The following is a 24,021-nucleotide window of genomic DNA, read 5'->3' on the forward strand; positions in this document are numbered from 1 at the left end:
CCCCTCAGCTGACCGGGCCGCCGAAGGCCTCGATACGGTCACCGTCAGCCAGCTTCACGATCGCCCGCTTGGTCGCCTTGCGCTGACCGAAGCCGGTCTTGGTGCGCTTGCGCTTGCCCTGGCGGTTGAGCGTGTTGACCGTCAGGACGCGGACGTCGAAGATCTGCTGGATAGCGATCTTGATCTCGGTCTTGTTCGCGTCCGGGTGCACCAGGAAGGTGTACCAGTTCCGGTTCAGCTCGCTGTAGCTCTTCTCCGAGACGACCGGCGCCACGATGATGTCGCGCGGGTCGGCGATCGTGCTCACTTGCCACCCTCCTCGGTGGTCTCGGCGGGCACGCCCAGGAACTCGTCCAGGGCGTCCTTGGTGAAGACCACGTCGTCGGCCACCAGCACGTCGTACGTGTTCAGCTGGCCGGACTCGATCAGGTGCACCCGCGGCTCGTTGCGCAGCGACACCCAGTTCAGCTCGTCGGTGCTGCTCAGCACGACGAGGACCCGACGGGCCTCGGTGAGCTTCGCCAGCGTGGCCAGAGCGGCCTTGGTCGACGGCTTCTCGCCCGAGACGAACGCCTCGACGACGTGCACCTGCCCGGCGCGGGCCCGGTCGGAGAGGGCACCCCGCAGCGCGGCGGCCTTCATCTTCTTCGGGGTCCGCTGGCTGTAGTCGCGCGGCACGGGACCGTGCACCACGCCACCGCCGGCGAACTGCGGCGCGCGGATCGAGCCCTGCCGGGCGCGACCGGTGCCCTTCTGCTTGTACGGCTTCTTGCCGCCACCGGCGACCTCGCCGCGGGTCTTGGCCTTGTGCGTGCCCTGTCGGGCCGCCGCGAGCTGGGCCACCACGACCTGGTGCATCAGCGCGACGTTGGCCTGCACGTCGAAGATGTCCGCCGGCAGCTCTACCGAGCCGCTGGTGGTGCCTTCGACGGTGCGCACGTCAACGGTGGTCACTTGGCCGCACCGCCCTTCTTCACCTTGCTCTTGGCCGCGGTACGGACCAGAACGAGCGCGCCCTTGGGACCAGGAATGGCACCCCGGACGAGCAGCAGGTTGTTCTCGGTGTCGACCGCCTGGACGGTGAGGTTCTGCACGGTGTAGCGCACGCCACCCATGCGGCCGGCCATCCGGGTGCCCTTGAAGACACGACCCGGGGTGGCGCAGGCGCCGATGGAGCCGGGCGAGCGGTGCTTGCGCTCGACACCGTGGCTGGCGCGCAGACCGTGGAAGCCGTGCCGCTTCATCGGGCCGGCGTAGCCCTTGCCCTTGGTCTTGCCGGTGACGTCGATGGTGACGCCGACCGGGAACTCCTCGACCGTGACCTCCTGGCCGAGCGAGTACTCCGACGCGTCCGTGGTGCGCAGCTCGACGATGTGCCGGCGCGGCGCCACGTCCGCCTTCGCGTAGTGCCCGCTGACCGGCTTCTTGACCTTGCGCGGGTCGATCGTGCCGTACGCCAGCTGGACCGCGGAGTAACCGTCCTTCTCGGCGCTACGAACCTGGCTGATGACGCACGGGCCGGCCTCGACCACGGTCACGGGAACAACCTTGTTGTTGTCCCAGACCTGGGTCATGCCGAGCTTGGCGCCCAGGATCCCCTTGACTTGCCTGTCCATTTGTCCGGTCCCTACAGCTTGATCTCGATGTCGACGCCAGCCGGCAGGTCGAGGCGCATGAGCGAGTCGACCGTCTTCGGGGTCGGGTCGATGATGTCGATCAGCCGCTTGTGCGTGCGCATCTCGAAGTGCTCGCGCGAGTCCTTGTACTTGTGCGGCGAGCGGATAACGCAGAAACGGTTGATCTCCGTGGGCAGCGGCACCGGGCCCGCGACCTGCGCCCCGGTACGCGTCACCGTCTCGACGATCTTCCGAGCCGAGGAGTCGACGACCTCGTGGTCATAGGCCTTGAGCCGGATGCGGATCTTCTGTCCCGCCATGGTGGCTTCTGTTCCTTCTCTCGATGCCGCTGTGTTGCGGGCGCCTGTACCGGCTGGCACAGGCCCACTTCGCCGACCCCCGCGGTCGGGCGTGTCGCGCCCTCGGGCCAGGCTCCGCCCCGTCGTTCCGGAGCGGTGCTGAACCACGCGGTGGGTCAAGGCGCCGATCGCATTACCGCGACCTGGACGCCGCGCGAGGGTGGTTGGCGGCTAGCCGCCAACCACCCTACGCTCGACTGTCTCGCCACCCGGAGGTTCAGCGAAAGCCGAACACAGGCGACGAACTGTCGTTACGCAACCTGACTAGTATGCCGCACGACCGGCGGCGGGTCTAATCGGGGTTACCTAGCTCACTTGATGATCTTGGTGACGAACCCGGCGCCGACGGTGCGGCCACCCTCGCGGATCGCGAACTTGAGGTTCTCCTCCATGGCGATGGGCTGGATCAGCTTCACCGACATGGTGGTGTTGTCACCCGGCATGACCATCTCGGTGCCCTCGGGGAGGGTGACGACACCGGTGACGTCCGTGGTCCGGAAGTAGAACTGCGGACGGTAGTTCTGGAAGAACGGGGTGTGCCGGCCGCCCTCCTCCTTGGAGAGGATGTAGACCGTCGCCTCGAACTCCGTGTGCGGGGTCGTGGTGCCCGGCTTGACGACCACCATGCCGCGCTCGACGTCCTCGCGCTTGATGCCACGCAGCAGCAGACCGACGTTCTCACCCGCGCGGGCCTCGTCGAGCAGCTTGCGGAACATCTCGATACCGGTGCAGACCGTCTTCTGCGACTTCTCGCGGATACCGACGATCTCCACCTCCTCGTTCGGCTTGAGGATGCCGCGCTCGGCGCGACCGGTGACGACGGTGCCACGGCCGGTGATCGTGAAGACGTCCTCGATCGGCATGAGGAACGGCTTCTCGGTCTCGCGCTCCGGCTGCGGGATCGCGGTGTCGACCGCGGTCATGAGGTCCAGCAGCTTGCCGGTCCACTCGGGGTCACCCTCGAGGGCCTTCAGCGCCGAAACCCGGACGACCGGCAGGTCGTCACCCGGGTACTCCTGCGAGGAGAGCAGCTCGCGGACCTCGAGCTCGACGAGCTCCAGGAGCTCCTCGTCGTCGACCATGTCGCTCTTGTTGAGCGCCACGACGATGTACGGCACGCCAACCTGACGCGCAAGCAGCACGTGCTCACGGGTCTGCGGCATCGGGCCGTCGGTCGCCGCGACCACCAGGATCGCGCCGTCCATCTGCGCGGCACCGGTGATCATGTTCTTGATGTAGTCCGCGTGGCCGGGGCAGTCCACGTGCGCGTAGTGCCGCGCCTCGGTCTGGTACTCGACGTGCGCGATCGAGATCGTGATGCCGCGGGCCTTCTCCTCCGGCGCCTTGTCGATCTCGTCGAACGGCGTGTACGGGTTCAGGTCCGGGTACTGGTCGTGCAGGACCTTGGTGATGGCCGCCGTCAGCGTCGTCTTACCGTGGTCGATGTGACCAATGGTGCCGATGTTGACGTGCGGCTTAGTCCGCTCGAACTTCGCCTTCGCCACTGGTGTCCTCCTGTGGACTTCTTGGTTCGTACGCCCGGCGCGCCGGTCGGCGCTTAGGACTCTGTCGACAGCCTTTCCGGCCTGGCGGCCGGAGAGCTTTTGTGGGTTCTGCGGCGATGAAGCCTACAGGCCCGGTCTCACGCGATCCGATCGTGGTGGCCGCGGGCGGGTGTTGACCACCCGCGACCGACCACGAATCACCTGCTCGGGGAAGTTACTCGCCCGTCGCCTTCGCGATGATCTCCTTCGCGACGCTCTGCGGAACCTCGGCGTAGGAGTCGAACTGCATGCTGTAGCTAGCCCGGCCCTGGGTCTTCGACCGCAGGTCGCCGACGTAGCCGAACATCTCCGACAACGGCACCAGAGCCCTCACGATGCGGGCGCCGCTGCGCTCCTCCATCGCCTGGATGATGCCGCGGCGGGAGTTGAGGTCGCCGATGACGTCACCCATGTTCTCCTCAGGAGTGGTGACCTCAACGGCCATCATCGGCTCGAGCAGTGCGGGGTCGGCCTTGCGGGCCGCCTCCTTCATCACCATCGAGCCGGCGATCTTGAATGCCATTTCCGAGGAGTCGACCTCGTGGTACTGGCCGTCCAGCAGCGTCAGCTTCACACCGACGAGCGGGAAGCCCGCCAGGATGCCGTACTGCATGGCGTCCTGGGCACCGGCGTCGACCGACGGGATGAACTCCCGCGGGATACGACCACCGGTGACGGCGTTGGCGAACTCGTAGGTCGGCGAGTCGTTGTCCAGCGGCAGCGGCTCGACGCTCACGATGACGCGGGCGTACTGGCCGGAACCACCGGTCTGCTTCTTGTGGGTGTACTCGATCTTCTCCACCTTGCGGCGGATCGTCTCGCGGTACGCCACCTGCGGCTTACCGATGTTCGCCTCGACGTTGAACTCGCGGCGCATCCGGTCGACCAGGATGTCCAGGTGCAGCTCGCCCATGCCGGCGATGACCGTCTGACCGGTCTCCTCGTCCAGCTTGACGCGGAAGGTCGGGTCCTCCTCGGCCAGCCGCTGGATGGCGGTGCTGAGCTTCTCCTGGTCGGCCTTGGTCTTCGGCTCGATGGCGACCTCGATGACCGGCTCCGGGAAGGTCATCGACTCCAGGATGACCGGGTTCGCCGGGTCGCACAGCGTGTCACCGGTGGTGGTCTGCTTGAGACCCTGCACCGCGATGATGTCGCCAGCCTGGGCCGAGCTGCGCTCTTCCCGCTTGTTGGCGTGCATCTGGTAGATCTTGCCGATCCGCTCCTTGCGGTCCTTGGTGGAGTTGACCACCTGGGTACCGGTCTCGACCACGCCGGAGTAGACCCGGACGTAGGTCAGCTTGCCAAGGTGCTTGTCGGTCTGGATCTTGAACGCCAGGCCGGAGAAGGGCTCGGACTTCGACGGCTTGCGCAGCATCGGCGTCTCGCCGTCGGTGGCCGTGCCCTCGATCGCCGGAACGTCCAGCGGCGACGGCAGGTAGTCGACCACGGCGTCGAGCATGGGCTGGACGCCCTTGTTCTTGAACGCCGAGCCGCACAGCACCGGGTTGGCCTTGCCGGCGATGGTGGCACGCCGGATGGCGGCCTTGATCTCCTCGACGGAGACCTCCTCGCCCTCCAGGTACTTCTCCATCACCGAGTCGTCGACGTCGGCGAGGGTCTCCATCAGCTTCTCGCGCCACTCGGCCGCGGAGTCGGCCAGCTCGGCCGGGATCTCCTCGATCGCGTAGTCCTCACCCTTCTGGGTCTCCCCGCGCCAGGTGAGGGCGCGCATGCCGATCAGGTCGACGACACCGATGTGGTCGCCCTCGAGGCCGATCGGGATCTGGAGCACCAGCGGGGTGGCGTTCAGCCGGTCGATCATCATCTGCACGCAGCGGAAGAAGTCGGCGCCGGTCCGGTCGAGCTTGTTGACGAAGCACATGCGCGGGACGTTGTACTTGTCGGCCTGCCGCCAGACGTTCTCCGTCTGCGGCTCCACGCCGGCGACACCGTCGTAAACCGCGACCGCACCATCCAGCACACGCAGCGACCGCTCGACCTCGACCGTGAAGTCGACGTGGCCAGGCGTGTCGATGATCTGGATCGTGTGGCCCTTCCACTCACACTTGGTGGCAGCGGAGGTGATGGTGATACCACGCTCCTGCTCCTGCTCCATCCAGTCCATGACGGCGGCGCCCTCGTGGACCTCACCGATCTTGTACGTGATGCCGGTGTAGAACAGGATTCGCTCGGTGGTCGTGGTCTTACCGGCATCGATGTGCGCCATGATGCCGATGTTGCGTACGTTGGCGAGCGCGTCTGCGGCGGCCACTTCAATCCCTACTTATCGTCGTCTCGACTCAACTGGTGGCGGTTCCGGCGCCCGGTGGGCGCCGGAACCTCAGGTGTTACCAGCGGTAGTGCGCGAAGGCCTTGTTGGACTCGGCCATCTTGTGCGTGTCCTCGCGCCGCTTGACGGCGGCACCGAGGCCGTTGCTCGCGTCCAGCAGCTCGTTCATCAGCCGCTCGACCATGGTCTTCTCGCGGCGGGCGCGGGAGTAGGTGACCAGCCAGCGCAGGCCCAGGGTGGTCGCCCGGGTCGGACGGACCTCGACCGGCACCTGGTAGGTGGCGCCACCGACACGGCGGCTACGCACCTCGAGGGTCGGCTTGACGTTGTCCATCGCCCGCTTGAGGGTGACGACCGGGTCGGTGCCGGACTTCTCGCGGCAGCCCTCGAGGGCCGCGTACACGATCGACTCGGCGAGCTGGCGCTTGCCGCGCAGCAGGATCTTGTTCACCAGCTGGGTGACCAGCGGCGAGTTGTACACCGGGTCAGCGACCAGCGGCCGCCGCGGAGCGGGTCCCTTACGCGGCATGTCAGCTCTTCTCCTTCTTCGCGCCGTAACGGCTGCGCGCCTGCTTGCGGTTGCGGACACCCTGGGTGTCCAGCGAGCCGCGGACGATCTTGTAACGCACGCCGGGGAGGTCCTTCACACGACCGCCACGCACGAGCACGATCGAGTGCTCCTGCAGGTTGTGGCCGACACCCGGGATGTAGGCGGTTACCTCGATCTGGCTGCTGAGCTTGACACGAGCGACCTTGCGCAGCGCCGAGTTCGGCTTCTTCGGGGTGGTGGTGTACACGCGGGTGCACACGCCGCGCCGCTGGGGAGACCCCTTGAGCGCAGGGGTCTTGGTCTTGGTCGTCTTGGCCTGACGGCCCTTTCGGACCAGCTGCTGAATGGTGGGCACCGGGTTTCTCCGCTCCCTTCGGCCGCTGCGAGGCGACCGCGCCGTCTGCTCTAGCCGGCCTGATGGACGGCTCTCCTACATTCCGACCAGGGTCACCTTGCGGAGGCCCCGGCACCCGCGGTCGGGCGTGTCGCCCAACTCACGGTTCCGGTACGGACGCTGTCGCGGGCGTACCGGGTTTCTGTCCCCGGCACGCGGATTGCCCCGCTCCGGATCTTTGGCTTGTCGTGCCGCCGCCCGGACTCCGGAACCAGCGCACGCACGAGTTGCCCGGGCATGCCCGGGCACAAGGGGAAAGAGTACCTACCACAGCCGCCCAGGTCAAAACGGAATGGGTCGGCGAACGTCTCACCTTCGCCAGCCGGATCTCGTCCCGCCTCGGCACCCGCGATGGGCACCTACGGATACAAGTGTACCGGCTTCCCCGCCGAAGCACCCGTCGCCCCCGGGCAGCCCCCGGGAACCCCTCGCCCCACCTGCGCCGGCCGTCCGCCGCGACGGCCCTGTCACGTCAGACTGATCAGCAACCCCAGTCCCAGACCCAACAGGCTCAGCAGGACACCCGCCGCACCGCAGCTGACACCGGCCACCGCGAGCCCGCGACCGGTGAAGCGCACCGCCGGCGGCGGGGACGGCCGGCGGATCTGCCGCTGAGCCAGCAGGCCGGTGACGACCGCCGCGGACCCCGCCAACACCCCGAGCACCGTGAAGGCACCGGAGACCCACACTCCCCCACGCGTCCCGAAGGCCACCCCGACGCAGATCACCAGCAGCGAGACCAGGATCGACGCGATGCCGGCCACCAGCGACCCGGTCGCCAGCCCGGCGGTCACCGGCGGCACGTCCAGGTGCACCACGCCGAACGGGGTGCCGGGCACGGCCTCCACCCGCTTCGGCGGCCTTCGCTGATCGTCGGTGGGCGGCGGCACCGGCCGGGCGGCGCCCGTACCCCAGGCGGGGAAGTGCTGCGGCGCCGGCTGCCCCCAGCCGCCAGGCCCGGGCGGTGGTGGACCCCAGCCGGATGACCCCGACGATGGATCGCCCCAACCGGCCGGCGTGCCCGGCCCGGACGGCGGCTGGCCCCACCCGTGCGGCGCGGCAGGCCCCGGCGGTGGTTGGGCCCAGCCGTACGGCGCCGCAGGCCCCGGCGGTGGTTGGGCCCAGCCGTACGGCACCGGCGTCCCCGAGACGGGCTGGGGCTGTCCGTAGCCGGGCGGATAGACCCCGCCCCACTCGGCAGTGGGCGGACCCCACGCCGGCGAGGGCGGCGGACCCCAGCCCGACGGCGTACCAGCGGGGGGACCGCCGGCGGTCGGGGCAGGGTGCTGCGCCCGCCCGCTCGGGGCGGCGGAGAGATCGGCAGCCGGGCCCGGCCCGGAGGACGGCACGGACGAAACCGGCGAACCGGGAGCCGCTACCGGGGAGCCAGCGCCCGAATCCGACGCCGCGGCGGCCGTCTCCGACGTCGGACCCGAGGGAGCCGCGTCCGGAGCCGGCGTGGCGGGCGCCGGCGACCCGGGGGTCACGTCCGGACCCGGCGTGGGAGCGGTCGCGCCCGGACCCGGCGCGTCAGGATGCCCGGCTGGTTCGTCCGCCGGGGGCCGCGCCGGTTCCGTCACGAGGTCCTCCTGTCGACAGGGCCGCCAGCGCGTGCGGCGGACACCGGCCAGGCTACCGCCGGAGGCGGCGCCGTCCGCGCCCGGCGCGGTCGCCGGTCGGTCAGTCCATGTTCGCCGGGTAGTCGTGACCGAACGGCGTGCCGGCCAGCCGGACCACGCCGACCACCACGAAGACGACCACACTGACGACGACCAGCACCAGGCCGGTCCAGGCCAACCGCTCCCCCCGCCGCAGCCAGACGCTGCCGGTCAGGAAACCCCCCGAGGCGTACGCCTCCCGGCGGGCCTGCCGGGCCAGTTGGAGCGCCACCGTCGCCGGCACCACCCCGCCGATGAACAGGCCGGTCAGCATGCCGAGCAACCCCAGCGCGAAGACCGCCCGTGCCTTCGTGGCGCGGGCCGGATCCGGGTCGAGCGGGTGGCGCAGGCCCTGAGACGCGACGGACACCTGCCCGGGTGCGGTCGTCATACCTCCATCATGCCGAACCCGGTCCGTGGGCGGGTCGGTCCGGGCACGACGAAGCCCCCGGCAGCTGCCGGGGGCTTCGTCGTTGTCAGTGCTTAGCGGTACGACCCGAAGTCGAAGTCGTCCAGCGGCACGGCCTGCCCGCTGGCCGGCCCGAACCCGTAGTCGGTCTCCGGGTAACCGGTCATCGAGTAGACCTTGGCCTTGGCCTCCTCGGTCGGCTCGACCCGGACGTTGCGGTACTTGCTGATGCCCGTACCGGCCGGGATGAGCTTACCGATGATCACGTTCTCCTTGAGGCCGACCAGCGAGTCGCTGCGCGAGTTGATCGCAGCGTCGGTCAGCACCCGGGTGGTCTCCTGGAAGGAGGCCGCGGAGAGCCAGGAGTCGGTGGCCAGCGAGGCCTTGGTGATACCCATCAGCACCGGACGGCCGGCGGCGGGCTCGCCACCCTCCGACACGAGCCGGCGGTTCTCCGACTCGAACAGCGCCCGGTCGACGAGCACGCCCGGCAGGAACTCGGTCGAGCCGGAGTCGATGACCGTCACCCGCTTGAGCATCTGGCGGATGATGATCTCGATGTGCTTGTCGTGGATGAGCACGCCCTGCGAGCGGTAGACCTCCTGGACCTCCTGGGTCAGGTGGACCTGGACCGCGCGCGGACCGAGGATGCGCAGCAGCTCGTGCGGGTCGATGGTGCCCTCGGTGAGCTTCTCGCCGACCTCGACGTGACCGCCGTCGTGGGTACGGAGCTTGACCCGCTTCGAGATCTTGTCGTAGACGATCTCGTCGCTGCCGTCGTCCGGCACCACGATGATCTTCCGCGAGCGCTCGCCGTCCTCGATCCGGATCCGGCCGGGGGTGTCGGCAATGGGCGCCTTACCCTTCGGGACCCGGGCCTCGAAGATCTCCTGCACACGCGGCAGACCCTGGGTGATGTCCTCACCCGCGACACCACCGGTGTGGAAGGTACGCATCGTCAGCTGCGTACCCGGCTCACCGATGGACTGGGCGGCGATGATGCCGACGGCCTCACCGATGTCGACCGACTTGCCGGTCGGCAGCGAACGGCCGTAGCAGGCCGCGCAGACGCCCAGCTTCGACTCGCAGGTGAGCACGCTGCGCACCCGGACCGTCTCCACGCCGGCGGCGACGATCTTGTCGACCCCGATGGAGTTGATGTCCTGGCCGCGCTCGGCCACCACGGTGCCGTCCGGCCCCTTGATGTCGTCGGCCAGGGTCCGGGCGTGCACGCTGGTCTCGGCGTGGGTGTGGACGACGAGCTTGCCGTCCAGCCGCTCACCGATCTGCATCGGGATCGCCCGGTCGGTGCCGCAGTCCTCCTCGCGGATGATGACGTCCTGCGAGACGTCCACCAGACGACGGGTCAGGTAACCCGAGTCGGCGGTCCGCAGCGCGGTGTCGGCGAGACCCTTACGGGCACCGTGCGTGGAGATGAAGTACTCCAGCACGGACAGACCCTCCCGGTAGCTGGCCTTGATCGGCCGCGGGATGATCTCGCCCTTCGGGTTGGCCACCAGACCACGGATCGCCGCGATCTGCCGGAGCTGGAGCAGGTTACCGCGAGCACCCGAGTTGATCATCTTCCACAGTGGGTTCTCCTGCGGCAGCGCGGTGTCCATCTCCTTGGCGACCTCGTTGGTCGCCTTGGTCCAGATCTCGATGAGTTCGCCGCGACGCTCCTCGGCGGTCATCAGACCCCGCTGGTACTGCTTGTCGATCCGGTCGGCTTCCTTCTCGTACTTCGCCAGGATCTCCGCCTTACGCGGCGGGGCGATGACGTCCTCCATGCCGATCGTCACGCCGGACCAGGTGGCCCAGTGGAAACCGGCCTCCTTGAGCCCGTCCAGGGTGGCCGCGAGAGCCACCTTGGGGAAGCGCTCGGCGAGGTCGTTGACGATCGCGGAGAGCTGACCCTTGCGGATCTCGTAGTTCACGAAGCGGTAGCCCTGCGGCAGCGTCTCGTTGAACAGCACCCGACCGAGGGTGGTCTCCACGGTCAGCGGCTCACCCTCGACCCAGCCCTCCGGGGCGGTCCACGGCTCGGCGCCGGCGCCGTTGTCGACACCGATCACGTCGCGCAGGCGGATCTTCACCGGCGCCTGCAGGTGCAGCTCGCCGTTGTCGAACGCCATCCGCGCCTCGGCGTCCGAGCTGAACGCCCGGCCCTCACCCTTCTCACCGGCGGTGAGGTGGGTGAGGTGGTACAGGCCGATGACCATGTCCTGGGTGGGCATGGTGACCGGCTTGCCGTCGGCCGGCTTGAGGATGTTGTTCGAGGACAGCATCAGGATCCGCGCCTCGGCCTGGGCCTCGGCGGACAGCGGCACGTGCACCGCCATCTGGTCACCGTCGAAGTCGGCGTTGAACGCGGTGCAGACCAGCGGGTGGATCTGGATGGCCTTGCCCTCGACCAGCTGCGGCTCGAACGCCTGGATGCCCAGACGGTGCAGGGTGGGCGCCCGGTTGAGCAGCACCGGGTGCTCGCCGATGACCTCTTCCAGCACGTCCCACACGACCGGGCGCTGACGCTCGACCATCCGCTTGGCGGACTTGATGTTCTGCGCGTGGTTGAGGTCGACCAGCCGCTTCATGACGAACGGCTTGAACAGCTCCAGCGCCATCTGCTTGGGCAGACCGCACTGGTGCAGCTTGAGCTTCGGGCCGACCACGATGACCGAACGGCCGGAGTAGTCGACGCGCTTGCCCAGCAGGTTCTGGCGGAACCGGCCCTGCTTGCCCTTGAGCATGTCGGACAGCGACTTGAGCGGACGGTTACCCGGACCGGTGACCGGCCGGCCACGACGGCCGTTGTCGAACAGCGCGTCGACGGCCTCCTGGAGCATCCGCTTCTCGTTGTTGACGATGATCTCGGGAGCGCCGAGGTCGATCAGCCGCTTGAGGCGGTTGTTCCGGTTGATCACGCGGCGGTACAGGTCGTTGAGGTCCGAGGTCGCGAACCGGCCACCGTCGAGCTGCACCATCGGGCGCAGGTCCGGCGGGATGACCGGGACGCAGTCCAGCACCATGCCGAGCGGCGAGTTGCGGGTGTTCAGGAACGCCGCGACGACCTTGAGCCGCTTGAGCGCCCGGATCTTCCGCTGGCCCTTGCCGGACCGGATGGTCTCGCGCAGGCTCTCGGCCTCGGCGTCGAGGTCCATGTTCTGGACCAGCGCCTTGATGGCCTCGGCGCCCATCGAGCCGGTGAAGTACTCACCGAACCGGTCGCGCAGCTCGCGGTAGAGCAGCTCGTCGGTGACCAGCTGCTTCGGCTCCAGCTTGCGGAAGGTGTCCAGCACCTCGTCCAGGCGGTCGATCTCGCGCTGGGCCCGGTCGCGGATCTGGCGCATCTCGCGCTCTCCGCCCTCCTTGACCTTGCGCCGGACGTCCGCCTTGGCACCCTCGGCCTCCAGCTCGGCCAGGTCGGCCTCGAGCTTGGCGGCCCGCTTCTCGATCTCCGAGTCGCGGCTGTTCTCGGACTGCCGCTTCTCGGCCAGGATCTCGTTCTCGATCGTCGAGAGGTCACGGTGACGCGACTCCGCGTCCACGCTCGTCACGACGTACGAGGCGAAGTAGATGATCTTTTCGAGGTCCTTGGGAGCGAGGTCCAGCAGGTAGCCCAGCCGGCTCGGCACGCCCTTGAAGTACCAGATGTGGGTCACCGGAGCGGCGAGCTCGATGTGCCCCATCCGCTCACGACGAACCTTGGAGCGGGTCACCTCGACGCCGCAGCGCTCGCAGATGATGCCCTTGAACCGGACGCGCTTGTACTTACCGCAGTAGCACTCCCAGTCCCGCTGCGGACCGAAGATCTTCTCGCAGAAGAGCCCGTCCTTCTCCGGCTTCAGGGTGCGGTAGTTGATGGTCTCAGGCTTCTTGACCTCGCCGTGCGACCACTGACGGATGTCGTCGGCCGTGGCGAGACCAATGCGCAGCTCGTCGAAGAAGTTGACGTCGAGCACTATGTCCCCTATGTCGTCGTCTTTACAGCTAGATCACGGGCGGGGGTCGGGGGCCCGAAGGCCCCCGACCCGCACCACTTACACCTCTTCGACCGAGCTCGGCTCGCGCCGGGACAGGTCGATGCCCAGCTCCTCCGCGGCCCGGAACACCTCGTCGTCGGTCTCGCGCATCTCCAGGGCCACACCGTCGCTGGACAGCACCTCAACGTTGAGGCACAGCGACTGCAGCTCCTTGAGCAGCACCTTGAACGACTCCGGGATGCCCGGCTCCGGGATGTTCTCGCCCTTGACGATGGCCTCGTAGACCTTCACCCGGCCGAGCACGTCGTCGGACTTGATCGTGAGCAGCTCCTGCAGGGCGTACGCGGCGCCGTACGCCTGCATCGCCCAGCACTCCATCTCACCGAAGCGCTGACCACCGAACTGCGCCTTACCACCCAGCGGCTGCTGCGTGATCATCGAGTACGGACCGGTCGACCGAGCGTGGATCTTGTCGTCGACCAGGTGGTTGAGCTTCAGGATGTAGACGTAGCCGACCGCGATCGGGTCCGGCAGAGGCTCGCCGGACCGACCGTCGAACAGCTGCGCCTTACCGGTGCGGCCGATCAACTGCTTGCCGTCCCGGTTGGGCAGGGTCGACTCGAGCAGACCCGAAATCTCCTCCTCCCGGGCACCGTCGAAGACCGGCGTGGCCACGTTGGTGTCCGGCTCGGACTCGTGCGCGTCGATCGAGCGGAGCTGGCGCTTCCACTCGGCGTCGTCGCCGTCCACACTCCAGCCGGTCTTGGCCACCCACCCGAGGTGGGTCTCCAGAACCTGGCCGATGTTCATCCGGGACGGCACACCGAGCGGGTTCAGCACGATGTCGACCGGGGTGCCGTCCTCCAGGAACGGCATGTCCTCGATCGGCAGGATCTTGGAGATGACGCCCTTGTTGCCGTGGCGGCCCGCGAGCTTGTCACCGTCCTGGATCTTGCGCTTCTGGGCCACGTAGACCCGGACCAGCTCGTTGACGCCCGGCGGCAGCTCGTCGCCGTCCTCGCGGGAGAACGTGCGCACACCGATGACCGTGCCGGTCTCGCCGTGCGGCACCTTCAGCGAGGTGTCCCGAACCTCACGCGCCTTCTCACCGAAGATCGCGCGGAGCAGCCGCTCCTCCGGGGTCAGCTCGGTCTCACCCTTGGGCGTGACCTTGCCGACCAGGATGTCGCCGGGGACGACCTCGGCGCCGATCCGGATGATGCCGCGCTCGTCGAGGTCGGCGAGCATTTCCTCGCTGACGTTCGGGATGTCGCGGGTGATCTCCTCCGGGCCGAGCTTGGTGTCCCGGGCGTCGACCTCGTGCTCCTCGATGTGGATCGAGGTGAGCACGTCCTGCTGCACGAGGCGCTGCGACAGGATGATCGCGTCCTCGTAGTTGTGCCCCTCCCAGGTCATGAAGGCCACGAGCAGGTTGCGCCCGAGTGCCATCTCGCCCTCGTCGGTGCACGGACCGTCGGCGATGACCTGACCGGCCTCGACGCGGTCGCCCTCGAAGACCACCGGCTTCTGGTTGACGCAGGAGCCGGCGTTCGAGCGGCGGAACTTGTGCAGCAGGTACGTCCGGCGGTGACCGTCGTCCTGGTGGATGGTGACGTAGTCGGCGCAGAGATCCTCGATCACACCGCCGACCTCGGCGACCACCACGTCGCCCGCGTCGACCGCGGCCCGGTACTCCATGCCCGTGCCCACGAGCGGCGCCTCGGCCTTGACCAGCGGCACCGCCTGGCGCTGCATGTTCGCGCCCATCAGTGCCCGGTTGGCGTCGTCGTGCTCGAGGAACGGGATCATGGCGGTCGCGACCGAGGTCATCTGCCGCGGCGAGACGTCCATGTAGTCGACGGCGCCCGGCGCCACGTCCTCGGTCTCGCCGCCCTTACGACGGACGAGAACGCGGTCCTCGGCGAACGTCCCGTCGGCCCGCAGCGGCGCGTTTGCCTGCGCCTTGACGAACCGGTCCTCCTCGTCCGCGGTTAGGTAGTCGATCTGGTCGGTGACCCGACCCTCGACGACCTTCCGGTACGGCGTCTCGATGAAGCCGAACGGGTTGACCCGGGCGAAGGTGGACAGAGCGCCGATCAGGCCGATGTTCGGGCCTTCCGGCGTCTCGATCGGGCACATCCGGCCGTAGTGGGACGGGTGCACGTCGCGGACCTCGAAGCCGGCCCGCTCCCGGGACAGACCACCCGGGCCGAGCGCGCTCAGCCGGCGCCGGTGGGTCAGGCCCGCCAGCGGGTTGGTCTGGTCCATGAACTGGGACAGCTGTGACGTACCGAAGAACTCCTTGATCGCCGCCACCACCGGGCGGATGTTGATCAGGGTCTGCGGCGTGATCGCCTCGACGTCCTGCGTGGTCATCCGCTCGCGGACGACCCGCTCCATGCGGGAGAGACCGACCCGAACCTGGTTCTGGATCAGCTCGCCCACGGTGCGCAGGCGCCGGTTGCCGAAGTGGTCGATGTCGTCGGCCTCGTAGCCCTCCTCACCGGCGTGCAGCCGGCACAGGTATTCCACGGTGGCGACGATGTCGTCCTCGGTGAGCGTGCCGGTGGTGATCGGCACGTCCACTTCGAGCTTCTTGTTGAACTTGTAGCGCCCGACCTTGGCGACGTCGTACCTCTTCGGGTTGAAGAAGAGGTTGTCGAGCAGGGTCTGGGCGTTCTCGCGCGTCGGCGGCTCGCCAGGGCGCAGCTTGCGGTAGATGTCTAGCAGGGCCTCATCCTGGCCGGCGATGTGGTCCTTCTCGAGCGTGGTCATCATCAGCTCGGACCAGCCGAACCGCTCACGGATCCGCTCGGCCGACCATCCGATGGCCTTGAGCAGGACCGTGACGGCCTGCCGGCGCTTGCGGTCGATGCGTACGCCGACCGTGTCGCGCTTGTCGATGTCGAACTCCAGCCAGGCACCCCGGCTGGGGATGACCTTGACGCTGGAGAGGTCGCGGTCGGAGGTCTTGTCCGGCTGCTTGTCGAAGTACACGCCCGGAGACCGGACGAGCTGGCTGACCACGACGCGCTCGGTGCCGTTGATGACGAAGGTGCCCTTGGGCGTCATCATCGGGAAGTCACCCATGAACACCGTCTGGCTCTTGATCTCGCCAGTGGTGTTGTTGGTGAACTCCGCGGTCACGAAGAGCGGAGCGCAGTAGGTCAGGTCCTTCTCCTTGCACTCCTCGATCGAGGCCTTGACCTCGTCGAAGCGCGGCGCCGAGAAGGAGAGCGACATGGTGCCGGAGAAGTCCTCAATGGGACTGATCTCTTCAAGGATCTCCGCGAGACCCGAGCGTGCGTGCGGGTCGTCCGCCGACCGGCCCTGCCAAGCCTCGTTGCCGACGAGCCAGTCGAAGGACTCGTTCTGGATGGCAAGGAGGTTGGGGACCTCGAGGTGTTCGGTGATCCTGCCGAATGAAACTCGGCGGGGAGCGAATGCGCTCGACGTACGACTGGTCTTCGCAGGGCGGGAAGCTGCCAAGATGCGTCCTTCCGAGGACCGGTGCTGCAGAACGGCTGGTACGCGTGCACTCCAACGACCCCACCAGAATTATCCGTAAACGGACATTTCCGAGCAGGGGTCAAGTCGGAAGGCAGCGCAAACTAGCAGTGTAGCCGAGAGGCTAACCGCTGTCCAGCCCACCCCGCAGGTCGTTTGCGGAACGCGCCACGACCCCCGTTCACCGGGGTCCGCCGGGCCGCTCAGAACGCAACTCCCCACTGGGCCGCTCGGGTAACCGCGACCGGTGGTGCCGTCGCTGTCATTACCCACATCGTGGCCGTCGCAAGCGCGGTGTCTTGCTGGTGTCAGCGTGCCTGGCAGGCCGGGGCCGCGTCAAGGGCCGGTATCCGGGTCGTCGGTTCTTTCCCACCTGAGGGCGATCCGGTCACCCGGGCGGGTGGTCCGGCGTCGGGGCATCGCCGCCCAGCTCAGGACGGTTATCGCCCGGTCCACGAAACACGGCGGGCAGTGATCCGTGTCGGATCACCGCCCGCCGCGACGCGATCGTGTCCCAGCTCACGAGCCGGGCACGCGCAGGTGGAGCTCAGGTCACTTGAGGGTGACCTTGGCGCCCTCACCCTCGAGCTTGGCCTTCGCCTTCTCGGCGGTCTCCTTGTTGACCTTCTCCAGGATGGCCTTCGGCGCGGACTCGACCGCGTCCTTGGCCTCCTTGAGGCCCAGGCCGGTCAGCTCACGCACGACCTTGATGACCTGGATCTTCTTGCCGCCGTCAGCCTCGAGGATGACGTCGAACTCGTCCTTCTCCTCCTCGGCCGGAGCCGCAGCGGCACCGCCGCCGCCGCCACCCTGGGCGATCGCGACCGGAGCCGCGGCGGTGACCTCGAAGGTCTCCTCGAACTGCTTCACGAACTCGGAGAGCTCGATCAGCGTCATCTCCTTGAACGCGTCGAGCAGCTCGTCGGTGCTGAGCTTCGCCATGTCTGGCGTCCTTTCCTGAATCTGTTAAGTAAGAACTGGTGCGCCGTGGGGGCCTCAGGCCGCCTCGGCGCCCTCCTTCTCGCGCTTGTCCTGCAGGGCGGCCGCCAGCCGGGCGGTCTTCGACAGCGGGGCCTGGAACAGGGCCGCGGCCTTGCTCAGGTTGCCCTTCATCGCGCCGGCCAGCTTGGCCAGCAGCACCTCGCGGGACTCCAGGTCGGCGAGCTTCGTGACCTCGGCCGCGGAAATGGCCTTGCCCTCGAAGACACCGCCCTTGATGACGAGCTTCGGGTTGGCCTTCGCGAAGTCGCGAAGCCCCTTCGCCGCCTCGACGACGTCGCCCGAAACGAAAGTCAGCGCGGTAGGACCGGTGAACAGCTCGTCGAGGCCGGTGATGCCCGCGTCCGTCGCGGCACGCTTCGCCAGCGTGTTCTTCGCGACCGTGTAGCTGGTCTCGGCACCGAGCGAGCGCCGCAGCTGGGTGAGCTGGGAAACCGTCAGACCGCGGTACTCGGTCAGCACGGTGGCGCCCGCGCTGCGGAAGCTCTCGGTCAGCTCAGCGACGGCCGTGGCCTTGTCGGCTCGGATCGGCTTGTCCGCCATGTCCCTCCTCTCTCGTTACTCGAGGCTGGTCCCCGATACGGCCGAAGCCGGAGCGGGGGCGGAGGCAGCACGACAACGAAAAGCCCCGGCGCAGGGCGCACGGGGCGAGGGCCGGCGGGAAGTCACGGTCGGCGGACCATGCTCACTGCCGAGTTACGCTTGCCGCCCTACGCGGGTCGCCCGTCGTCGCGGGACCTTCGACCGTGCCGAAGCACGGTGACCAGCGGTCTCTGGGTGGTTCCTCATCCATGACAACACGGATGACTGTTGAAGAGTACGCGCCCGCACGACCAGCGCCAAATCGCCCCCGGTGACCCGGGTCACGCCTCCGGGCGGCTCAGCCCTCGGCCCGGCGCCGCCAGAGGTAACCGACGGTGACCACCACGCTCCACGCCAGGGCCCAGGCCGTGAGCCCGAGCAGGGTCAGCGCGGCGGCGTCCCCCGCGGTCGCGCGGGCGGTGGCCATGATCGGAGGTACCAGCCAGGGCGCGATCGACCCACGCAGGCCGAGCGCCACCGCGCCGACCACGCCGAGGGCCAGCACCGCGACGCCGTACGCGGCACCGCCCACCGACGCCCGGCTGGCCAGCGCGCCGAGCGCGACCGCAGCGGGTACGGCCAGCAGGTGCGCCCACAGCCCCAGCGCGATGCCGACCGATACCGACCGGTCCCCCGGCTCGACCGGACCGGTGACGCCACCCACCAGCCAGGGGAAGAGCAACGCTACGGCGACCGCGACCAGGGCCGCCGCGCCGGCCGCCAGAAGACCGGCCAGACGTTCCCGGGCCACCCCGACGGTCACCTGGGCCAGCCGGCGCTGCACGTCCGGTTCGACGTCCAGCAGGATCTTGGTCTGCCAGGCGAGCACCGGGAAGAGCACGACGGCCGAGACGCCGTACGCCTCCGCCGGCTGGGACCGGCCGCCGCCGTAGAGCGTGCCGAGCACGACGAGGCCGGCGAGCAGGGGCGCCAACGCCCGTCCGGTACGCAGGAAGCCGGCCAGCCGCATCCGGACCAGGGCGGTCATCGGCCCTCCCCCGTGGTCGGCTCGACCACCGCGTCGGCCGCCTCCGGACGCGCCGGGACGGTCGACGGGGCGGACGGGTGCGCCTGAGGTGGAGCGGTGGAGGCGTCGGCGCGTACCCGAAGAATCTGATGGCCCTCGGCCCGCAGGCGGGCGACGGTGCCGGCGACCCGCGCGGCCGGCACCGCGACCTCGACCACCGCGATGGCCTCCTCGTCGGTGGGCGCGGTCTCCTCGGTCAGCACGCCGGCGGCCACCGACCAGCGGCGCGCGGCCGGCAACCGGACCGTCTCCCCACGATGGTCACTGACCAGGACGGTGCCACCGTCGGCCAGCACCTCGTCGATCAGCTCCGGGACCAGCTCGCGGGTGGCGGCGTCCAGGCCCTCCCACGGCTCGTCGAGCACGAGCAGGCCCGGCGTCCGCAGCATGGCCTGGGCGAGGCCGACCTTCTGCGCGGTGCCCTTGGACAGCTCCGGGAGCCGCACCGAGCGGTACGCGTCCAGCCCGAGGCGGTGCGTCCAGGTAGCCACCGCCTCGTCGGCGGTTGCGCGTCCCAGCCCAGCCGCGTGGGCCATGCCGGTCAGATAGCGGGACACGGTGAAGGGCTGGTCGGCCGGGAAGCGCTCCGGCACCCAGCCCACCCGGGCCGGCCGGTCGACCACCCGACCCCGGCCCGGCCGCAATACCCCGGCGGCCACCTGGAGCAGGGTGGACTTGCCCACCCCGTTGCGGCCCAGGACGACCGCCACCTCACCCGGACCGATCCGCGCGTCCACGTCCCGCAGCACCCACGGACCCCGCCGGTGGTACCGCAACCAGACGTTCTCCAGCCGCATGGGGTCGAGCTTGCCACACCTGGAACGCGCCGGGGCGCCGCCACGATCGTGGCGGCGCCCCGGTGGAGCGAACTGTCGACTCAGGCGTCGGCCGAGTCCCCGGTCAGGTTCTTCACCAGGTTCGGGTCGACCGGAACGCCCGGGCCCATCGTGGTGGTGAGGATGACCTTGCGGAGGTACTTGCCCTTGGCCGCGGACGGCTTGGCCCGCAGCACCTCGTCGAGCACCGCGGCGTAGTTGTCCACCAGCTGGTTCTCCGAGAAGGATGCCTTGCCGATGATCAGGTGCAGGTTGGAGTGCTTGTCCACCCGGAAGGTGATCTTGCCGCCCTTGATGTCCTGCACCGCCTTGGTGACGTCCATGGTCACCGTGCCGGTCTTCGGGTTCGGCATGAGACCGCGCGGGCCCAGGATCCGCGCGATCCGGCCGATCTTGGCCATCTGGTCCGGCGTGGCGATCGCCGCGTCGAAGTCGAGCCAACCACCCTGGATCCGGGCGACCAGCTCGTCGGTGCCCACCTCGTCCGCACCCGCCGCGGCGGCCTCTTCGGCCTTCGCGCCGCTGGCGAAGACGATCACGCGGGCGGTCTTACCGGTGCCGTGCGGCAGGTTGACCGTGCCGCGAACCATCTGGTCCGCCTTGCGGGGGTCGACGCCGAGGCGCATGGCGACCTCGACCGTGGCGTCGAACTTGACGTTGGTGGTCTCCTTGGCCAGCTTCACGGCCTCGGCGGGGGTGTAGAGCTTCGACCGGTCGATGACGTCGGCGGCCTTGCGGTAGCTCTTGCTGCGCTGCATTGCTGATTACTCCTGTGGTCTCTGGCGGGCCGCTCGGCGCGAGCCCTCCCACGATCGGGTCGTCGGCGGGAGCCGACGTCAGTCGTTGACGGTGATGCCCATCGACCGGGCGGTGCCGGCGATGATCTTCTCGGCCTGGTCCAGGTCGTTGGCGTTGAGGTCGGCCATCTTCTTCTCGGCGATCTCGCGCACCTGGGTGCGGCTGACCGAGCCGACCTTGGTCGCCTGCGGAACGCCCGAACCCTTCTGGATACCGGCGGCCTTGAGCAGCAGCCGGGCGGCGGGCGGGGTCTTCAGCACGAAGGTGAAGGACCGGTCCTCGTACACGCTGATCTCGGCGGGGACGATGTCGCCCCGCTGGGACTCGGTCTGCGCGTTGTAGGACTTGCAGAACTCCATGATGTTCACGCCGTGCTGACCGAGCGCGGGGCCGACCGGCGGCGCCGGCGTGGCCTGGCCCGCCGGCAGCTGAAGCGTGAACGTCTTGACGAGCTTCTTCTTCGGAGGCATGTCACTTCCTGGGGCTTGGAGCTGGGAAAATGCGGCCGTCGCCGCTCTCGGGGCGCGCACGGTCAGCGCGGTGCGACAGCGGCGACGTTCAAGAGTAGCGCAGGCCGCAGCCCGCTCGTCCGCCGAGGTCGAGCGGGAGGGCGTACGCCGACGTCGGCGGCGGACCGGGCCCGCCGCCGACGACCGGTCAGATCTTGGCGACCTGGTTGAAGTTGAGCTCCACCGGGGTCTCCCGGCCGAAGATCGACACCAGCACCTTGAGCTTCTGCTGGTCGGCGTTGATCTCACTGATCGTGGCCGGCAGCGAGGCGAACGCGCCGTCGGTGACGGTGACCGAGTCACCGACCTCGAAGTCGAGGACCTTGATCTCCGGCTTCGCCTTCTTCTGCTCGGTCTCGACGGCCGGCGCCAGCCACTTCAGCACCTCGTCGAGCGACAGCGGCGCGGGCCGGTCGGCCCGGTCGGTCGCACCGACGAAGCCGGTCACCCCGGGGGTGTTACGGACACACGAGTAGGACTCGGCGGTCAACTCCATCCGGACCAGGATGTAACCGGGGAAGACCTTGGCCTGGACCTGCGAACGCTTACCGTTCTTGACCTCGACCTCTTCCCGGGTCGGCACCTCGACCTGGTAGATGAAGTCCTCCATGTCGAGGCTCGTGATCCGGGTCTCGAGGTTGGTCTTCACCTTGTTCTCGTAGCCGGCGTACGAGTGCACCACGTACCAGTCACCCGGCGCGTAACGCAGCTTCTGCCGCAACTCGGCGACCGGGTCGTAATCCTCGTCCGGCGCAGGCTCGGTGGTGGGGAACTCCGGCTCGCTGGCGGCCTCAACCGACTCGTCACCAGCCGCCGTCGCGACCGTGGACTGCTCGTCCACTTCTCCGGCGGTCTCGTCGTACTCAGGCACGCTCGCTCACTTCCGTCACTATCGGCTGGAGACAGCCGGTCAGTCCGAGTTGCCGAAGACGAACAACACGGCCTTGGCGAAGCCGTAGTCCAGCAGACCCACGATCGTCAGCATCACCGCGACGAACGTGACCACCACGGCGGTGTACGTCAGCAACTCCTTGCGGGTCGGCCAGATGACCTTACGCAGTTCGGCAACGACCTCGCGGAAAAACCGGGCGATGCGGCCGAACACGCCCACCCGACCGGTTTCCGACCTCGTGGTCGGCCGGCTGTCCGCCGACTCCGCCCGAGCGCGGGCCCGCGTCGCGGTGCCGCCCCGGGAGACCGGCTCGTCCGCGCCGGTGGCGTCGTCGTCGGCTACGTCGTCGACGATCTCGTCGTCGAGACGATCGTCGCCGGCGTCCTCGCCGCGCCGCTTGTTGTCGGCCACTTCGCCCTCCGTCGCGGAATCTCGGGTCGCACGCCGGGCGGCGTACGCGGCGCTGGTCACGCCGGCCGGACCCAACCGTCCCGCGACGGGCCGCGGCCGGTGGTCCGACCGGGGGCCCGATTGCCTCGGAACCACCCCGCCGGCGCCACCACCACGGGCCGGACGCCGCCTTGTCGGCGGCGCGACCCACGGGAACGGTCAGGCCTGAGGCGCAGGGGTGACAGGACTTGAACCTGCAGCCTGCGGTTTTGGAGACCGCTGCTCTGCCAATTGAGCTACACCCCTGTGCGGCAACACTCGCCCCACGCGGTCACAGACGACCGAGCAGGGGTCACTTGCCCCACGGCGGACCAGTGTACGGGTAGGCGCCCGACTTTCCCAACCGGTCTCCCCGCCACGCGTGGCGAAGCCGATCCGGCGCGCCCGCCGGCCGGGTCTCCACGTGCCGCGCGGCCTCGGTCCTGGGCACCGCGCGGCCTCGGTTTCAGCGGGTCGTGCGGATGACCGCGCGCGCCTGCGACAGCACCTTGTCGCCCAGGCAGGTCGCGGTCACGTCGAGCCGGGTGAGGCCGTCCTCGGTCACCTCGCGGACCCGCGCGGTCACCTCGATCTCGGTCCCCTGGTCGTCGTCGGGAACCACCACGGGCCGGGTGAACCGGACGCCGTACTCGACCACCGCGTCGGGCGCGCCGGCCCACTCGGTGACCGCCCGGCCGACCAGCGCCATCGTGAACATGCCGTGCGCGATGACCCCCGGCAGCCCCACCTTCGTGGCGACCCGGTCGCTCCAGTGGATCGGGTTGAAGTCACCCGAGGCGCCGGCGTAGCGGATCAGGTCCGCCCGGGTGACCCGGAACGTCTTGGTTGGCAGTTCCATCTCAGGCCTCTCCACGGATGACGTACCGGGCCCAGACGGCGACCACCGGCTCCCCGGCGACGGTGCTCACGTCCGTACGGGTGGTCAGCAGGCCGTGCCCACCCCGGTTGGTGACCTCTTCGATGGTGTTGGTGCAGACCAGCTCGTCGCCCGCGACCACCGGCCGGGTGTACGCGAACCGCTGGTCGCCGTGGACGAGACGGCTGTAGTCGACGCCCAGGTCCGGGTCCTCGATGATCTGGGCGGTCGCGGCCATGGTGACGATCACCGGGAAGGTCGGCGGGGCGACCACGTCCGGGTGGCCCAGGGCCTGCGCCGCGACCGGGTCGTGGTGAGCCGGGTCGGTGGCGCCGATGGCCGTGGCGAACTCACGGATCTTTTCTCGGCCCACCTGGTAGGGGGCGGTCGGCGGATACGTCCTGCCGACGAAGGAAGGGTCCAGGGACATGCCGCGAACCTACACGGAAAGCACAACCGCCGATCTGGTCGGCAGGCTGCGGCGGTGCCGCGCCCGACCGGTCAGATCGGCGGTTGGAAAGGCTTCGACGACGGCCGGCGTGTGCCGGCCGGCGATCAGCGGGTCTCGCGGTGAACCGTGTGCCGGCCGTCGCGCGGGCAGAACTTCTTCAGCTCGATGCGGTCGGGGTCGTTCCGGCGGTTCTTGCGCGTGATGTAGTTGCGCTCCTTGCACTCCACACACGCCAAAGTGATCTTCGGCCGGACATCGGTAGCCTTCGCCACGGCGGAGTGCCTTCCTCGCTAACGGAAACAACTACGACG

The 24,021-nt window shown here is 68.9% G+C and carries 23 protein-coding genes and 1 tRNA gene; all 24 read right to left on the reverse strand.

The genetic code is table 11. From position 1 onward, the window contains the following. Window positions 1-4: 4 nt before the first annotated feature. Window positions 5-307, reverse strand: coding sequence for a 50S ribosomal protein L23 (rplW, locus tag ACN263_RS26385; protein WP_088998352.1), 303 nt, complete (start codon window positions 305-307; stop codon window positions 5-7). Next, window positions 304-954, reverse strand: a complete 651-nt coding sequence (gene rplD / locus ACN263_RS26390; protein WP_357126515.1) for a 50S ribosomal protein L4 — start codon at window positions 952-954, stop codon at window positions 304-306. Before rplD ends, rplW begins: the two co-directional genes overlap by 4 nt. Beyond that, on the reverse strand, window positions 951-1,616 hold the full coding sequence (gene rplC / locus ACN263_RS26395) for a 50S ribosomal protein L3 (protein ID WP_422736964.1): 666 nt from the start codon (window positions 1,614-1,616) through the stop codon (window positions 951-953). The genes rplD and rplC overlap by 4 nt, the downstream gene beginning before the upstream one ends. Before the next feature lie 11 nt (window positions 1,617-1,627). Then, window positions 1,628-1,936 carry a 30S ribosomal protein S10 gene (rpsJ, locus tag ACN263_RS26400; RefSeq protein ID WP_007073037.1) on the reverse strand — a complete coding sequence of 103 codons (309 nt, stop codon included), beginning with the start codon at window positions 1,934-1,936 and terminating at the stop codon, window positions 1,628-1,630. 350 nt (window positions 1,937-2,286) lie between these two features. After that, window positions 2,287-3,480: an elongation factor Tu gene (gene tuf / locus ACN263_RS26405; protein WP_421473218.1), complete on the reverse strand. Its 1,194-nt coding sequence runs from the start codon at window positions 3,478-3,480 to the stop codon at window positions 2,287-2,289. Window positions 3,481-3,694: 214 nt separating this feature from the next. After that, window positions 3,695-5,791 carry an elongation factor G gene (fusA, locus tag ACN263_RS26410; protein WP_422736965.1) on the reverse strand — a complete coding sequence of 699 codons (2,097 nt, stop codon included), beginning with the start codon at window positions 5,789-5,791 and terminating at the stop codon, window positions 3,695-3,697. 76 nt (window positions 5,792-5,867) lie between these two features. Then, window positions 5,868-6,338 (reverse strand): 30S ribosomal protein S7, encoded by a 471-nt coding sequence (gene rpsG / locus ACN263_RS26415; protein ID WP_007465317.1) that lies wholly within the window; start codon window positions 6,336-6,338, stop codon window positions 5,868-5,870. A 1-nt stretch (window position 6,339) separates the two neighbouring features. After that, window positions 6,340-6,714 (reverse strand): 30S ribosomal protein S12, encoded by a 375-nt coding sequence (rpsL, locus tag ACN263_RS26420; protein ID WP_007465318.1) that lies wholly within the window; start codon window positions 6,712-6,714, stop codon window positions 6,340-6,342. Window positions 6,715-7,220: 506 nt separating this feature from the next. Further along, window positions 7,221-7,601 carry a hypothetical protein gene (locus ACN263_RS26425; protein ID WP_422736966.1) on the reverse strand — a complete coding sequence of 127 codons (381 nt, stop codon included), beginning with the start codon at window positions 7,599-7,601 and terminating at the stop codon, window positions 7,221-7,223. A gap of 832 nt (window positions 7,602-8,433) precedes the next feature. Beyond that, window positions 8,434-8,802, reverse strand: coding sequence for a hypothetical protein (locus ACN263_RS26430; protein WP_422736967.1), 369 nt, complete (start codon window positions 8,800-8,802; stop codon window positions 8,434-8,436). A gap of 92 nt (window positions 8,803-8,894) precedes the next feature. Next, window positions 8,895-12,782 carry a DNA-directed RNA polymerase subunit beta' gene (locus tag ACN263_RS26435; RefSeq protein ID WP_422736968.1) on the reverse strand — a complete coding sequence of 1,296 codons (3,888 nt, stop codon included), beginning with the start codon at window positions 12,780-12,782 and terminating at the stop codon, window positions 8,895-8,897. Window positions 12,783-12,860: 78 nt separating this feature from the next. After that, complete coding sequence (locus ACN263_RS26440) at window positions 12,861-16,292, reverse strand: DNA-directed RNA polymerase subunit beta (RefSeq protein WP_421473223.1); 3,432 nt, start codon at window positions 16,290-16,292, stop codon at window positions 12,861-12,863. Between the two features lie 570 nt (window positions 16,293-16,862). Then, window positions 16,863-17,252, reverse strand: a complete 390-nt coding sequence (rplL, locus tag ACN263_RS26445; RefSeq protein ID WP_422736969.1) for a 50S ribosomal protein L7/L12 — start codon at window positions 17,250-17,252, stop codon at window positions 16,863-16,865. Window positions 17,253-17,306: 54 nt separating this feature from the next. After that, a complete protein-coding gene (gene rplJ / locus ACN263_RS26450) occupies window positions 17,307-17,852 on the reverse strand; it encodes a 50S ribosomal protein L10 (protein ID WP_422736970.1) in 546 nt (181 codons plus the stop codon). Window positions 17,853-18,189: 337 nt separating this feature from the next. Continuing rightward, a complete protein-coding gene (locus ACN263_RS26455) occupies window positions 18,190-18,879 on the reverse strand; it encodes a hypothetical protein (protein ID WP_422736971.1) in 690 nt (229 codons plus the stop codon). Beyond that, entirely contained in the window at window positions 18,876-19,715 is an 840-nt protein-coding gene (locus tag ACN263_RS26460) for an ABC transporter ATP-binding protein (RefSeq protein WP_422736972.1), read from the reverse strand. Before ACN263_RS26460 ends, ACN263_RS26455 begins: the two co-directional genes overlap by 4 nt. 80 nt (window positions 19,716-19,795) lie before the next feature. After that, the gene (rplA, locus tag ACN263_RS26465; protein ID WP_422736973.1) at window positions 19,796-20,512 is read right to left on the reverse strand and encodes a 50S ribosomal protein L1; all 717 of its coding nucleotides are present in this window, start codon (window positions 20,510-20,512) and stop codon (window positions 19,796-19,798) included. 78 nt (window positions 20,513-20,590) lie between these two features. Beyond that, on the reverse strand, window positions 20,591-21,022 hold the full coding sequence (rplK, locus tag ACN263_RS26470) for a 50S ribosomal protein L11 (protein WP_422736974.1): 432 nt from the start codon (window positions 21,020-21,022) through the stop codon (window positions 20,591-20,593). A gap of 187 nt (window positions 21,023-21,209) precedes the next feature. Further along, window positions 21,210-21,932 carry a transcription termination/antitermination protein NusG gene (gene nusG, locus ACN263_RS26475; protein WP_355053308.1) on the reverse strand — a complete coding sequence of 241 codons (723 nt, stop codon included), beginning with the start codon at window positions 21,930-21,932 and terminating at the stop codon, window positions 21,210-21,212. 39 nt (window positions 21,933-21,971) lie between these two features. Next, on the reverse strand, window positions 21,972-22,364 hold the full coding sequence (secE, locus tag ACN263_RS26480) for a preprotein translocase subunit SecE (RefSeq protein ID WP_421473228.1): 393 nt from the start codon (window positions 22,362-22,364) through the stop codon (window positions 21,972-21,974). Window positions 22,365-22,576: 212 nt separating this feature from the next. Next, window positions 22,577-22,649: transfer RNA gene (locus ACN263_RS26485), tRNA-Trp, on the reverse strand. Between the two features lie 199 nt (window positions 22,650-22,848). Beyond that, complete coding sequence (locus ACN263_RS26490) at window positions 22,849-23,241, reverse strand: MaoC family dehydratase (RefSeq protein ID WP_422736975.1); 393 nt, start codon at window positions 23,239-23,241, stop codon at window positions 22,849-22,851. A 1-nt stretch (window position 23,242) separates the two neighbouring features. Continuing rightward, window positions 23,243-23,689, reverse strand: coding sequence for an FAS1-like dehydratase domain-containing protein (locus ACN263_RS26495; RefSeq protein ID WP_422736976.1), 447 nt, complete (start codon window positions 23,687-23,689; stop codon window positions 23,243-23,245). Window positions 23,690-23,814: 125 nt separating this feature from the next. Next, window positions 23,815-23,982 carry a 50S ribosomal protein L33 gene (gene rpmG, locus ACN263_RS26500; protein WP_007073056.1) on the reverse strand — a complete coding sequence of 56 codons (168 nt, stop codon included), beginning with the start codon at window positions 23,980-23,982 and terminating at the stop codon, window positions 23,815-23,817. Between the last annotated feature and the right edge of the window lie 39 nt (window positions 23,983-24,021).

Source organism: Micromonospora sp. WMMD729, assembly GCF_049315225.1.
Lineage (GTDB): Bacteria > Actinomycetota > Actinomycetes > Mycobacteriales > Micromonosporaceae > Micromonospora.